At 71.8% G+C, this 13580-nt stretch carries 12 protein-coding genes and 1 pseudogene; all 13 read left to right on the top strand.

Annotated elements, in window-relative coordinates:
• Positions 1-39 precede the first annotated feature (39 nt).
• Positions 40-996 (top strand): R2-like ligand-binding oxidase, encoded by a 957-nt coding sequence (locus AB0B41_RS31150; RefSeq protein ID WP_358209660.1) that lies wholly within the window; start codon positions 40-42, stop codon positions 994-996.
• Positions 993-1952, top strand: coding sequence for an oxygenase MpaB family protein (locus AB0B41_RS31145; RefSeq protein WP_358209658.1), 960 nt, complete (start codon positions 993-995; stop codon positions 1950-1952). The genes AB0B41_RS31150 and AB0B41_RS31145 overlap by 4 nt, the downstream gene beginning before the upstream one ends.
• A gap of 257 nt (positions 1953-2209) precedes the next feature.
• Positions 2210-3382 carry an ATP-binding cassette domain-containing protein gene (locus AB0B41_RS31140; RefSeq protein ID WP_358209657.1) on the top strand — a complete coding sequence of 391 codons (1173 nt, stop codon included), beginning with the start codon at positions 2210-2212 and terminating at the stop codon, positions 3380-3382.
• Positions 3383-3495: 113 nt separating this feature from the next.
• The gene (locus tag AB0B41_RS31135) at positions 3496-4287 is read left to right on the top strand and encodes an ABC transporter permease (RefSeq protein WP_358209656.1); all 792 of its coding nucleotides are present in this window, start codon (positions 3496-3498) and stop codon (positions 4285-4287) included.
• A gap of 1 nt (position 4288) precedes the next feature.
• A complete protein-coding gene (locus AB0B41_RS31130) occupies positions 4289-5116 on the top strand; it encodes an ABC transporter permease (RefSeq protein WP_037046075.1) in 828 nt (275 codons plus the stop codon).
• Complete coding sequence (locus AB0B41_RS31125; protein ID WP_358209654.1) at positions 5113-6507, top strand: MCE family protein; 1395 nt, start codon at positions 5113-5115, stop codon at positions 6505-6507. The genes AB0B41_RS31130 and AB0B41_RS31125 overlap by 4 nt, the downstream gene beginning before the upstream one ends.
• Positions 6504-7685, top strand: coding sequence for an MCE family protein (locus AB0B41_RS31120; RefSeq protein WP_358209652.1), 1182 nt, complete (start codon positions 6504-6506; stop codon positions 7683-7685). Before AB0B41_RS31125 ends, AB0B41_RS31120 begins: the two co-directional genes overlap by 4 nt.
• On the top strand, positions 7685-8656 hold the full coding sequence (locus tag AB0B41_RS31115) for an MCE family protein (protein ID WP_358209650.1): 972 nt from the start codon (positions 7685-7687) through the stop codon (positions 8654-8656). The genes AB0B41_RS31120 and AB0B41_RS31115 overlap by 1 nt, the downstream gene beginning before the upstream one ends.
• Entirely contained in the window at positions 8656-9999 is a 1344-nt protein-coding gene (locus AB0B41_RS31110) for an MCE family protein (protein ID WP_358209648.1), read from the top strand. The genes AB0B41_RS31115 and AB0B41_RS31110 overlap by 1 nt, the downstream gene beginning before the upstream one ends.
• The gene (locus tag AB0B41_RS31105) at positions 9996-11303 is read left to right on the top strand and encodes an MCE family protein (RefSeq protein ID WP_358209646.1); all 1308 of its coding nucleotides are present in this window, start codon (positions 9996-9998) and stop codon (positions 11301-11303) included. Before AB0B41_RS31110 ends, AB0B41_RS31105 begins: the two co-directional genes overlap by 4 nt.
• A complete protein-coding gene (locus AB0B41_RS31100) occupies positions 11300-12541 on the top strand; it encodes an MlaD family protein (protein ID WP_358209644.1) in 1242 nt (413 codons plus the stop codon). Before AB0B41_RS31105 ends, AB0B41_RS31100 begins: the two co-directional genes overlap by 4 nt.
• Before the next feature lie 63 nt (positions 12542-12604).
• Complete coding sequence (locus AB0B41_RS31095) at positions 12605-13195, top strand: hypothetical protein (RefSeq protein ID WP_358209642.1); 591 nt, start codon at positions 12605-12607, stop codon at positions 13193-13195.
• Positions 13196-13259: 64 nt separating this feature from the next.
• A pseudogene (locus AB0B41_RS31090) lies at positions 13260-13580 on the top strand (hypothetical protein); the annotation flags it as partial.

Raw genomic sequence — 13580 nt, 5'->3', positions numbered from 1 at the left:
GCACCCCACAACCAGCCTCGACCGGCAAAGGAGCCGACCATGCGCACCATCGAGCACGGCAAGCGGGACGGGTTCGCCTCCCTCGGGGCGGGCGGGCTCAAGCAGGAGTCCTTCCCGCTCCGCCTGTTCGCCAAGGGGAACGCGAAGCACTGGAACCCGGCGGACATCGACTTCTCGCAGGACGCGAAGGACTTCGCGGCCATGACGGACGACGAGCGGTGGTGGACCTGCGCGCTCGCGGCGCAGTTCCTGGCGGGCGAGGAGTCGGTGACCCAGGACCTGCAGCCCTTCGTGGCCGCGATGGCCGCCGAGGGCCGGTTCGCCGACGAGATGTACCTGACCCAGTTCGTGTACGAGGAGGCCAAGCACACGCAGGCCTTCCGGCTGTGGTTCGACGCCGTCGGGATGACCGGGGACCTCCACGAGTACATCGAGTTCAACGACGCGTACATGGAGATCTTCACCAAGCAGCTGCCGGACAGCCTGTACGCGCTGCAGCACGACCCGAGCCCGCGCAACCAGATCCGCGCCTCGGTGACCTACAACCACATCGTCGAGGGCACCCTCGCGCTGACCGGCTACTTCGCCTGGCAGAAGGTGTGCGCGAGCCGCGGCATCCTGCCCGGCATCCAGAAAGTGATCAAGCACATCGGCGACGACGAGCGCCGCCACATGGCCTGGGGCACCTTCACCTGCCGCCGCCACGTCGCCGCCGACGACGAGATGTTCGCCGTGGTCGACGAGCGCATGCAGGAGCTGATGGTCCCGGCCATGGGCGTGGTCACCGCGACCTTCGACAGGTACGAGGGCGGCGAGCCGCCGTTCGGCGTCGACATCTCGGAGATGGCCGAGTACGCCATGGACAAGCTGGGCCGCCGGCTCGGGGCGATCGAGTCCGCTCGCGGCGCCGACCTGCTCGCGATCGACGTCGACGCCTCGCCCGAGGCGCTCGAGGAGAAGTTCCACGCCGAGGACCAGCTGGAGCTGGCAGGATGACCCGCGCAGGACGCTACGACCGGCTCCGCGAGATCGAGCTGCTCGACCCCGAGACCGACCACCTCGAGATCTACCGGCTCATGTCGATGTACGAGTTCCCCTGGGACATCAACCAGGCGCTCTCGTTCGCGCTGTTCCGGACCTACGCGGTGCCGACGATCGGCAAGCTCCTCGCCGAGACCGGCGAGTTCACCGAGCGCGTCCAGAAGCGCTACGACGACACGGGGCTGATCCTCGAGGCCGTCCTCGAGCACGGGTTCGACGGCACCGGCAAGGACGCCGTCCGCCGGATGAACCAGATGCACCGCAGCTACCCCATCAGCAACGACGACATGCGGTACACGCTGTGCACCTTCGTGGTGTCGCCGATCCGGTGGATGGACGCCTACGGCTGGCGGCCCTTCTCCGAGACGGAGAAGGTCGCGAGCGCGAACTACTACCGCGAGCTCGGCCGGCACATGGGCATCAAGGACATCCCGGCCACCTGGCAGGAGTTCTGCGAGGCGCACGACGCCTACGAGCGCGAGCGCTTCGGCTACGACCCGGGCGGCCGCGCCGTCGCCGACTCCACGCTCGCGCTGCTGTGCACGTTCCCGCCGAACGACAAGGCCCCGGCCGCGCTGATCGACGCGTTCTCCCGCTCGCTCATGGACCCCCACCTGCGGGAGGCGTTCCGCTACGAGGCCCCGCCGCGCTGGTTCCAGGCGCTGTCCCGGGCCGCGCTGCGGCTGCGCGGGCGGGTCGTGCGGGCGATGCCCGTGCGCACGCGGCCGAAGTTCGTGCGGGACCTGCCGAGCATCCGCAGCTACCCGGACGGCTTCGACGTCCGGGAGCTCGGGACCTTCCCCCAGGGCTGCCCCGTGCCCCACGGGCGGACCTCCCCGTCCGCCGCGACGGAGGGGGACACGTACTCCGATCGAGTGGTGTCGCCGCAGGTCACTCCATCCGGAGCCTGAGACCCGGGTTGTACCGGCATGGGGCCGGTCGGAGTAACGCAGTGCGACGGGCGACGCATCGCGGACCAAGATCGACGACGGTGTGTCGATCCCGGTTCACGGGGCGTGTCCGTCGTTCTCAGGAACGGTTCGACGGCCTGCGTCGCCACGGACTACCCGGTAGTAACCAGACTGCGGCGCGGTCGTTGGGTGCTGCAGGACGAGTGCGTGCTCCGGCAAGGACCGGTGGCGCAGGCTCGAGTGCGCGAGGAGGCGACGTGCCCGGTGTCGAGGTGAAGGTCGAGGGGCTGACGAAGTCCTTCGGGCGCGCGAACATCTGGTCGGACGTCACGCTGACGCTGCCGCCCGGTGAGGTCAGCGTGCTGCTCGGCCCCTCCGGCACCGGCAAGTCGGTGTTCCTCAAGTCGCTGATCGGGCTGCTCAAGCCCGAGAGGGGCTCGATCGTCATCCACGACACCGATCTGGTGCGGTGCAGCGAGAACCGGCTCTACGAGATCCGGAAGCTGTTCGGGGTGCTGTTCCAGGACGGCGCGCTGTTCGGCTCGATGAACCTCTACGACAACATCGCCTTCCCGCTGCGCGAGCACACCAAGAAGCCGGAGTCGGAGATCCGCGACATCGTCGCGGAGAAGATGGACATGGTCGGGCTGAAGGGGGACGAGAAGAAGCTGCCCGGGGAGATCTCCGGCGGGATGCGCAAGCGCGCCGGGCTGGCCCGGGCGCTGGTGCTCGATCCGGAGATCATCCTGTTCGACGAGCCGGACTCCGGGCTGGACCCGGTGCGCACGGCCTACCTGAACCAGCTGATCATCGACCTGAACGCGCAGACGGACGCGACGTTCCTGATCGTCACGCACGACATCAACACCGCCCAGACGGTGCCGGACAACATCGGGATGCTCTACCGCAAGCACCTGGCGATGTTCGGCCCGCGGGAGGTGCTGCTGACCAGCGAGGACCCGGTGGTGGCGCAGTTCCTCAACGGCCGCCGGCAGGGCCCGATCGGCATGTCGGAGGAGAAGGACACCGCCCAGGCGGCCCGGGAGATGGCCGAGGTGGACGAGCTGTCCGGGCTGCCCCCGATCAAGCCGCAGCTCGACGCCACCGCGGGCCTGCCCGAGCGCAAGGCCGTGGCCCGCCGGCAGCAGCGGGTGGCGGAGATGATGCACGCCCTGCCGCCCGCCGCGCAGGAGGCGATCCGCCGCTCGCAGGCCGAGAGCGGGCAGACGGCGCCGCAGCCGGCCCGCCAGCAGGCCGTCGGCGCGGCGCCCTACGGCCGGTCCGACGCCCCGCCCGCCGACGCCCCGACCCAGAGCATCCCGCGGGTGCAGGACGCCCCGCTGGGTCAGCCCGCACCTCCGCAGCAGAACCCGACCGGCCGCGCCCCCGGCGGCCCGAGCTCCGGCCCCGGCCGGCACCGCTTCCGCTAGCCCCGAACGCCGCCCCGTCGCGGGTGGACGGCCCCCACCGCCCGCCCGCGAACCTGCTCCCCCGCCCCCGCCCCCGCGCAGCTCCCCACTGCCGTGGAGACAAGGACCCCGCCGTGTCCGCTCCCCAGGCCGGCCCCAGCCCCCTGACCCGCGCCCTCACCCCTGTCGGGCGCCTGTTCGGGCTGGGCGTCGACATCGTGAAACAGACCTTCCGGCCGCCGTTCCAGCTGCGCGAGTACATCGAGCAGACCTGGTTCGTCACCAAGGTCTCCGCGCTGCCCACGGCGCTGTTCACGATCCCGTTCGGCGCGACGATCGCGCTGCTGCTGGCCGAGCTGACCCGCCAGTTCGGCGCGCAGAGCCAGACCGGCGCGGGGTCGGTGCTCGCGATCGTGCAGCAGGCCGCCCCGATCGTCACCGCGCTGCTGATCTCCGGCGCCGGCGGCAGCGCGGTCTGCGCCGACCTCGGCGCCCGCACCATCCGCGAGGAGATCGCGGCCATGGAGGTGCTCGGCATCTCGCCGATCCAGCGCCTCGTGGTCCCGCGGGTGCTGGCCATGGCCACCACCGCGCTGGTGCTCAACGGGCTCGCCACGGTGGTCGGCGTCGGCGGCGGCTACTTCTTCAACGTCATCATCCAGGGCGGCACGCCCGGCGCGTACATCGCGAGCTTCTCGGCGATCGCGCAGGTCAGCGACATCGTGGTCAGCGAGGTGAAGGCGGCCCTGTTCGGGTTCACCGCCGGCATCGTCGCGGCCTACCGGGGGCTGAACCCGCCCCCGGGGGCGAAGGGCGTCGGCGACGCGGTGAACCAGTCCGTCGTCATCTCCTTCGTCCTGGTGTTCCTGATCAACCTGGTCCTCACCGCGCTCTACCTCGAGCTCGTCCCGGCGAAGGGGATCTGAAGTGGCCCGAGTCAGCACCCTGGTGCGCCGGCCGGTCGACCAGCTCGAGGAGCTGGGCGAGCAGCTCGGCCTCTACGCCCGCGCCATCGCCTGGGTCCCGCGCACGCTGCGCCGCTACCCGAAGGAGATCTTCCGGCTGCTGGCCGAGGTCAGCTTCGGCTCCGGTGCGCTGATCGTCATCCTCGGCACCGCGGGGGTCATGGCGGCGCTGTCGCTGTTCGTCGGGTCGCTCGTCGGCCTGCAGGGCTTCCGTGCCCTGGACTCGCTCGGCGTCGAGGCCCTGACCGGCTTCATCACCGCGTACTTCAACACCCGCGACATCGCCCCGCTGGTCGCCGCCTCGGCGCTCACCGCGACCCTCGGCGCCGGCTTCACCGCCCAGCTCGGCGCCATGCGGATCTCCGAGGAGGTCGACGCGCTCGAGGTCATGGCCGTGCCGTCCGTGCCGTTCCTCGTGACCACCCGCGTGATCGCCGGGATCCTGGCGGTGATCCCGATGTACACGATCGGCCTGCTGGCGAGCTTCGCCGCGGCCCGGATCAACGTCACGTTGATCAACGGCCTACCGGGCGGGACGTACGACCACTACTTCGACCTCTTCCTGCCCGTCGGGGACATCTTCGCGTCGTACCTCAAGGTGATCATCTTCGCGACGGTGGTCATCCTCATCCACTGCCACTACGGCTACCACGCCAAGGGTGGCCCGGCGGGCGTCGGCGTGGCGGTCGGCCGGGCGGTTCGGCTCTCGATCGTCAGCACGGCGATCCTCGACTTCTTCCTCACCCTCGTGCTGTTCGGCACCTCGACCTCCGTGCGGGTGGCCGGATGACGACGCACGACAGCAAGAAGGTCACCCTCGGCATCGTCTTCATCCTGGTCATCGCGCTGCTGATCGGCCTGGCCGTGGCGCAGTACGCGGGCGCGTTCCGCTCCGGCGTCCCGGTGACGCTGAAGGTCGACCGCGTCGGCACGCAGCTGAACGAGCGCGCGGACGTCAAGATCCGCGGGCTGATCGTCGGCACGGTCGACAGGATCAGCACGGACGGCGACGGCGCCACGATCACCATGTCCATGAACCCGGAACTGATCGACCAGATCCCGGACAACGTGACCGCCCGGCTGCTGCCCAAGACGCTCTTCGGCGAGAAGTACGTGTCCCTGGTCCCGCCGGACCAGCCGGGCGCGATCAAGCTCGCCGCCCACGACACGATCCGCGAGGACCGCAGCGTGGCCGGCATCGAGGTCGAGCGGGTGCTCGACAACCTGCTCCCGCTGCTCCAGGCGGTGAAGCCGCAGGACCTCGCCACCACTCTCGGCGCGCTGTCGCAGGGCCTCGCCGGTCGCGGCGAGCAGCTCGGGCAGACGCTGGAGCGGCTCCACACCCTCACCGCGGGCCTGCAGCCGGCCATCCCGGACCTGCAGGAGGACATCACCCAGCTCGCGGACTTCTCGGAGAACCTGTCGAACTCCGCGCCGGACCTGCTCGACGCGCTCGACGACCTCACCGTCACCAGCCGCACGGTCGTCGAGGAGTCGCAGAACCTGCGCGACCTGTACCGGTCGGTGACCGGGGCGTCGGACGACCTGCGGGCCTTCCTCGACGCCAACAAGGACAACCTGATCGGGCTGGCCCACGCGAGCCGGCCGACGCTGGAGACCCTGGCGCGCTACGCGCCGGAGTTCCCCTGCTTCTTCCAGCAGGCCAGCCGGCTGATCCCGTACCTGGACCAGGTGTTCGGCAAGGGCACGGACGAGCCGGGCGTGCACATCACGCTGGAGATCGTCGCGAGCAACGGCAAGTACATCCCGAACCAGGACGAGCCCGCGTACGAGGACGACCGCGGCCCGCGCTGCTACCCGATCATCATGCCGGGCCCGCAGTACCCGCCGGACGGCCCGTTCCGGGACGGCTCGGTGCCCCCGCCGCCCCCGGCCGGCCAGCCGATCGGCCCGCCCGGCAAGTTCGGGGTCGAGGACTACGGCACGTTCGACGGCACGTACTCCTGGGACCTGATCCCCGGCTTCGAGTGGAGCCCGAACCCGCACGCCGGCGCCAAGCCCGCCTCGTACACCATGGGCATCACCAACTCGCCCGGTGAGCAGCAGCAGGTCGCGGAGCTGGTCGCGGCGCGCACCGGCACCACGCCGGCGGCCGTGCCCGGCTGGGGCAGCGTGCTGGTCGGCCCGCTCTACCGCGGGACGGAGGTGCGGATCGCATGAGCCGCATCCCGGTCGGCCCGCTCACCAAGTTCCTGGCGTTCGCCCTGGTCACCGCGCTCGCGACCACGGTCCTCGCGCTGACCATCGCGAACAGCCAGGGCGGCGACAAGACGACCTACTCGGCCCGCTTCACGGACGTCAACGGCCTGCTCCAGGGCGACGACGTCCGGATCGCCGGCGTCATCGTGGGCTCCGTCGACAAGATCGAGATCGTCGACCGGCGGCAGGCCCAGGTCGAGTTCAGCGTGGACTCCGCGCTGAGCGTCCCGGCCTCGGCCACCGCGGCGATCCTCTACAAGAACCTCATCGGCCAGCGGTTCCTCTCGCTGGGCCAGGGGACCGGGGGCGGCGGCCGGCTCGAGCCGGGCGGCACCCTCCCGGTGCAGCAGACCCGCCCGCCGCTGGACCTCACCACGCTGTTCAACGGGTTCAAGCCGCTCTTCCAGGGCCTCGACCCGGAGCAGGTCAACAAGCTGTCCCAGGAGATCGTCTCGACCCTGCAGGGCGAGGGCGGCACCGTCGACAGCCTGCTCGCCAGCACGGCGTCGCTGACCAGCACCATCGCCGACCGCGACCAGGTCATCGGGCAGGTCATCGACAACCTCGACGGCGTGCTGCAGACCGTGAACAGCCACGACGAGAACCTGAACCAGCTGATCACCTCGCTGCAGCAGCTCGTGTCCGGGCTGGCCCAGGACCGCGAGCCCATCGGCGACGCGATCTCCTCGATCGCCGACCTCACCCAGGTGACCGGCGGCTTCGTCGAGGAGGCCCGGCCGCCGCTGAAGGCGGACATCCGGGCGCTCGGCGACCTCGCCGGCCAGCTCGACCAGGCCCGCCCGACGCTGGAGCACCTGCTGGAGTTCTCGCCGTACAAGCTGAACAAGATCAGCCGCGCGGCGAGCTACGGCAGCTGGTTCCAGTTCTACCTGTGCGGGCTCTCGGGCTCGGTCGGGCTCGGCGACCTCATCCCGCGCCAGGAGATCCCGGTGTTCAAGTCCGACGCCCCGCGGTGCGGCGCCGACCCCGACGGCGTCGAGGGCCAGCAGGCACCGCTCGTGCCGGGCGTGCCGCCGGCGGTGGACCAGCTCGTCAACGGTGTGCTGCCGAACGGCCTGCCGGAGAACGCGCCCGCCCTCCCGATCTTCGGCACGCTCCCGACGGGGAGTGACCGCTGATGGCCGCCACCGGCGCGCGCCGCCCGGTCCCGCTCGCGATCACGGGCCTGGTGCTGATCGCCGTGCTCGCCGTCGTCGCCTTCCAGGCGCCGTCGATCTTCGGCGGCGCGACCTACCACGCCGAGTTCGGCGAGGCCGCTGGCCTGCAGGCCGACGACCGGGTCACCGTGGCCGGCGTCGAGGTCGGCCGGGTGACGTCTGTGAAGCTCGCCGGCGACCACGTCGACGTCGCCTTCCGGGTCGACGACGCCTGGGTGGGCGACCGGACCTCGGCCTCCATCGAGATCGCCACGCTGCTGGGCTCGAAGTACCTGGCCCTGGACCCGCAGGGCGACCAGGAGCTCGAGCCGGGCACGACGATCCCGCGGGACCGGACGATCTCGCCGTTCGACGTCGTCGAGGCGTTCAACGGGCTGACCGGGACGATCGACCAGATCGACACGAACCAGCTGGCGGACAGCCTGCGCACGCTGTCCGACACGTTCAAGGACACCCCGGACGACGTCCGCGGCACGCTCGACGGCCTGTCCCGGCTCTCGACCACGATCTCCAGCCGTGACCAGCAGATCCGCCAGCTGCTCGCCGGGGCGCGGAACCTGTCGTCGATCCTCGCGGACCGCCGCGGGGACTTCGACGAGCTGCTCTCCGACGGCAACCTGCTGTTGTCGGAGCTGCAGCAGCGCAAGGACGCGATCGACCGGCTGCTCGACGGCACGCGGCTGCTCTCGCAGCAGCTGTCGGGGCTCGTCGCGGACAACTCCGACCAGCTGCGCCCCACCCTCGAGACGCTCGACCGGGTCACCGAGGTGCTGCAGCGCCACCAGGACGACCTGGCGGACACGCTGAAGAACGAGGCGGTGTTCGTGCGGCTGTTCACCAACGCCGTCGGCAACGGGCGCTGGTTCGACAACTACATCTGCGGGCTGCTCCCGATCCCCACGATCGGCCCGCTGAACCCCGGAGGCTGCTGATGGTCGGCTCCTGGGCGAACGACCGCCGCGCGCTGCAGATCACGGCGCTGGTCGCGATCGTCGCCGTGCTCGTCGCGACCGGCGTCTGGCTGATCGGCAACGGGGGCGGCCGGAAGATCACGGCCTACTTCGCCAACGCCTCGGCGCTGTTCGAGGACAACGACGTGCGCGTGCTCGGCGTGCCGGTGGGGCAGATCGACTCGATCACCCCGCAGGGCACGCAGGTCAAGGTCGACATGACCATCACCGACCCGGACGTGCACCTCGCGCCCGACGCCAAGGCCGCGGTCGTGTCGCCGAGCCTGGTGACCGGCCGCTACGTGCAGCTCTTCCCGACGGTCGGGGAGGACGCGCCGCAGCTCGAGACCGGCGCGACGATCCCGTTGGAGCGGACCGCGGTCCCGCTCGGCGTCGACGACCTCGCCAAGGCCGCCACCGACCTGTCCCGCGCCCTCGGCCCGGAGGGCGCCAACTCGACCGGCGCGGTGTCGCAGGCCCTCGACGTCGGCGCGCAGAACCTCGCCGGCAACGGCGAGGCGTTCAACGACACGATCCGCGGCCTCGGCAACCTGTCCAACACGCTCGCCGGCTCGAGCGAGGACCTCTTCGGCACGGTGACGGAGCTGCAGAAGTTCACCGAGACCCTCGCCCAGGACGACGCGAAGGTCCGGGAGTTCAACGGCCGGCTCGCCGACGTCACCGGCTTCCTCGCGAGCGAGCGGGAGGACCTCGGCGGGGCGATCAGGGACCTGTCGGTGGCCCTCGGCGACGTGGCCGGGTTCGTCCGGGACAACCGGGACACCATCCACTCCAACGTCGACCGGCTCGCGGACGTCACCCAGGTGCTCGTGGACCAGCAGCGGGCGCTCACCGAGATCCTCGACGTCGCACCGCTGGGCATCTCCAACCTCGCGAACACGTACAACGGCTCGTCGGGCACGCTCGACACCCGGGCGAACATCAACGAGCTCAGCCGGCCGCCGATCTACTTCCTCTGCGACCTGCTGAAGACCGGGGCGCCCGACGCGCTCAAGCCGCTGGTGCCGACGTGCGCGGCGCTGCCGGACGTGAAGTCGCTGCCGACCCCGGCGCAGGTCCTGAGCTCGTTGACGAGCGGTCGAACCCCGCCCGTCCCGGGCCTGGCGCTCCCGTCGATCCCGCTCGTCCCGCAGAACCCGGCCGCGCCGCAGGCCGGTCAGCCGGCGCCGGAGGTCCCGGGGCAGGCGAACCCCGCCCCGGCCGCGCCGACCGTCACCGCCCCGGCCGTGCCGGCGCCGCAGCAGCAGGAGTCCGGCGGCGGGATCGGCGGCTTCTTCTCGAAGCTCTTCGGAGGTGGCTCGTGAGGCGCACGAGGCTCGCGGCCAGGCTCGCGGTCCTGGTGACCGTCGCGTCGGTCGCGCTGAGCGGTTGCGGGGTGTTCTCCGGCGGGCTGCGCGGGGTGGAGCTCCCTGGTGGTGCCGACCTCGGCGACGACCCGTACGACGTGACGATCGAGTTCCCCGACGTCGTCGACCTGGTGCCGCAGTCCCTGGTCAAGGTGGCCGACGTCAGCGTCGGCACCGTCCGGTCCATCGACGTGGACCCGGCGACCTGGAACGCGCGGGTCACCGTCGCGGTGAACCGGGGCGTCACGTTGCCGGCGAACTCCGAGGCCCGGGTGCGCACCACGAGCCTCCTCGGCGAGAAGTTCGTGGAGCTGGCGGCGCCCACCCAGGGCGGCACCGGCACCCTGTCCGACGGGGCCACCATCCCGATCGAGCGCGCGGGCCGCGCGGTCGAGATCGAGGAGGTCTTCGGCGCGCTGTCCATGCTGCTCAACGGCGGCGGCGTCGCGCAGATCAAGACCATCTCGACCGAGCTGAACAAGGCCCTCGACGGGCGCGAGCCGCAGATCCGCGGCCTGCTCGACAACCTGAACACGCTCGTCGGCGCGCTCGACGACCGCAAGGGCGAGATCACCCGCGCCCTCGACGGGCTCAACCGGCTGTCGGCCACGCTGAACGACCGGCGCCCGCAGATCGAGAACGCCCTGGACGACCTGGGGCCGGGCCTCGCCGAGCTGGAGCGCCAGCGCGGCCAGCTGGTCGACATGCTGAAGGCGCTCGACCGGCTCTCCGGCACCGCCACGGACACGATCAACCGCAGCCGGGACGACGTCCTCGCCGACCTGCGGGCCCTGCAGCCCACGCTGTCGAAGCTCGCCGAGTCCGGCCAGGACCTGCCGAACTCGCTGGAGCTGATCGGCAGCTTCCCGTTCACCGACGCCGCGGTCGACGCGTTCGCCGGCGACTACGCCAACCTGTACGTCCGGGCGGACCTCGACCTGAAGACCCTGCTGGACAACCTGCTGCGGTCGAACCAGCCCTTCCCGACGCCGGACACGCCGCTGTTCAACCAGCTCCCGCCCGTCGGGCAGCTGCTGTCGCCGCTGCTGGGCGGCAACCCGGACCAGCCCTCGCTGCCGCTGCTCGGCCCGTCGCCGACCCCGCTCGGCCAGGCCGACCCGAACAACCCGCCGCCGACCACCCCGCCGACGCCGAGCGCGGTGCCCCCGCCGCCGACGGACGGCAGCGGCACCCCCGGCGGCTCGGGTGACTCCGGCTCTGGCGGCGGTCTCCTCGGCGGACTCCTCGGAGGTGGCCGGTGATCACCCGGACCATGAAGTGGCAGCTCCTCGCGCTGCTGCTGGTCACGCTGGTCGGGGTCGGGTACACCGGCTTCCGCTACGCGAACTTCGGCGCGATCTTCGGCGCCACGACCTACCCGGTCACGATGAAGCTCGCCGACTCCGGCGGCATCTTCACCGGCGCCGACGTCACCTACCGGGGCGTCAGCGTCGGCCGGGTCGGCCCGCTGACCCTCACCGCCGACGGCGTCGACGCGCAGCTCGACCTCGAGCGCGGTGGCCCGGAGATCCCGGCCGACGTGACCGCCGCCGTGCGGAACCTGTCGGCGATCGGCGAGCAGTACGTCGACCTGCAGCCGGCCGGCGACTCCGGCCCCGACCTGGAGTCCGGCTCGGTCATCCCGCTCACCCGGGTGAGCACACCGGTGCAGGTGGACCAGGTCGTGTCGAGCCTCGACGGGTTCGTGCGGTCGGTGCCGCTGGACAGCCTGCGCACGGTCGTCGACGAGCTGGGCAAGGGCTTCGCCAACAGCGGCGTCCCGCTGCAGAAGCTGCTCGACACCACCAGCGAGTTCACGAAGGCGGCCACGGACGCCCTGCCGCAGACCACCGCGCTGCTGAGCGACGGGCGCACGGTCCTGACCACGCAGAACGAGGTCGCCGGACAGTTCGCCGACTTCAGCTCGAGCCTGAAGCTGCTGGCCGAGCAGCTCGAGGAGTCCGACCCGGACCTGCGGCGGCTGATCCACACCGCGCCCGCGGCCGCGGACCAGATCCGCGGGCTGCTCCGGGAGAGCGGCGCCGGGCTGTCGACGACCGTCGCCAACCTGCTGACGGTCGCCCGGATCGCCGAGCCACGGCAGTCCAACCTGGAGCAGCTGCTCGTCACGTACCCGGGCGTGATGGCCAACGGCTACACGGCGGCGCCCAACGACGGCACCGCACACCTCGGCCTGGTGCTCAACTTCTTCGATCCCTTCCCCTGCGTGTACGGCTATCAAGGCACCGAGCACCGGTCCGGGGACCAGGTCAAGGAGATCCCCGTCAACAAGAAGGCGTACTGTGCCGAGCCACAGGGGAGTCCGACGAGCGTCCGCGGTGCCCAGAACGCTCCCCCGGCGCCGCACTCGACGACCCCCCGCGCCAAGCCCGGCACGACCGGCAACCCGTCCGCGGGGCTCCCGCTCCCGGCGGGCTCCGACGACCCGCAACCGCTGACCCCGCTCCCCCTCGGAACACCCGCCGGGATCCTCGCCTGACGGCCGGTCCCGCACGCCACACCCCCGATGGCCGACGCCCCCACGGCCGGATGGAGTCCCGCTATGACTGCGAGCACGACCGAGAGCACGGCGAACACGAGGCGCGCCGACGGGCCCGACCCCGGGCCGTCGGGCGGCAGGAGGCGGTTCGGCGGACCGCGGGCCCTCCAGATCGCGGCGGCGGTCGCGGTCGTCGCGGCGATCGTGTTCGGCGTGCTGTGGCTGACCACGCTGCTGAGCGGGGAGCGGAAGCTCGCCGAGGCGCGCGACGACGTGCTCGTCGCGGCCCGGCAGTCCGCGATCAGCCTCAACACGCTGGACTGGCACGACGTCGACGGCGGGCTGGACCGGTGGGAGCAGACCTCCACCGGCGCGGTCCTCGACGAGTTCCGCACCAACCGTGCGCAGTACGCGCAGTTCGTGGCCCAGTCCAAACGGACCACCACGGCGACCGTGTCCGACGCCGCCGTCAGCGAGCTCGACGACCGCGCGGGCGTCGCGAGGGTGCTCGTGGGCGTCGACGTCACGGTGACCCCGGACGGGCAGCAGCCCATCCCGACCCGGCAGCGCCTGCAGCTCGAGATGAGCCGCACGGACGACGGCTGGAAGGTCAGCAAGCTCGCGCCGATCCGCGCCCCCGGACAGAGCGGCTGAGCGGCCCGGCAGCCGGCCTGCTCCCCGTCCGTACCCGGTCGCCCGACGGCCCCAGGAGGTCACCATGTCCCCCCAGCCCCGCAAGCCCGTTCCCGCCACCGCGTCCCGGCGCCGCGCCACCACCGGCATCCGCCGCCCGCGCGTCGCCGGCCGCCCGGACACCGGCCGGCCGGACACCGGCCGCCCGGACGCGCCGGGGGAGACGGCCGAGACCGAGGTCCGCCCGGACGTCACCCGCGCGGACAGCCGGCACGCCCTGTTCGAGCCGGAGACCGAGGCGCTCACCGCCCCGGAGGTCGAGGACGACGCGGAGACCGCCGCGGTCCCGGCCGCGGCGGAGGCGGACGGGGCAGGGGACACCGGAACGGGGGAGCGTCCGGCCGGC

The organism is Pseudonocardia sp. NPDC049154 (assembly GCF_040648315.1).
GTDB lineage: Bacteria > Actinomycetota > Actinomycetes > Mycobacteriales > Pseudonocardiaceae > Pseudonocardia.
The sequence above is the reverse complement of the archived record's forward strand: the minus strand, read 5'-3'. Positions and strand labels throughout refer to the sequence as shown.

What these genes read in the sequence shown, in the direction of transcription:
- AB0B41_RS31150 (WP_358209660.1), top strand. Translation starts at nt 40, where the DNA reads ATGCGCACCATCGAGCACGGCAAGCGGGACGGGTTCGCCTCCCTCGGG.
- AB0B41_RS31145 (WP_358209658.1), top strand. Translation starts at nt 993, where the DNA reads ATGACCCGCGCAGGACGCTACGACCGGCTCCGCGAGATCGAGCTGCTC.
- AB0B41_RS31125 (WP_358209654.1), top strand. Translation starts at nt 5,113, where the DNA reads ATGACGACGCACGACAGCAAGAAGGTCACCCTCGGCATCGTCTTCATC.
- AB0B41_RS31120 (WP_358209652.1), top strand. Translation starts at nt 6,504, where the DNA reads ATGAGCCGCATCCCGGTCGGCCCGCTCACCAAGTTCCTGGCGTTCGCC.
- AB0B41_RS31115 (WP_358209650.1), top strand. Translation starts at nt 7,685, where the DNA reads ATGGCCGCCACCGGCGCGCGCCGCCCGGTCCCGCTCGCGATCACGGGC.
- AB0B41_RS31110 (WP_358209648.1), top strand. Translation starts at nt 8,656, where the DNA reads ATGGTCGGCTCCTGGGCGAACGACCGCCGCGCGCTGCAGATCACGGCG.
- AB0B41_RS31095 (WP_358209642.1), top strand. Translation starts at nt 12,605, where the DNA reads ATGACTGCGAGCACGACCGAGAGCACGGCGAACACGAGGCGCGCCGAC.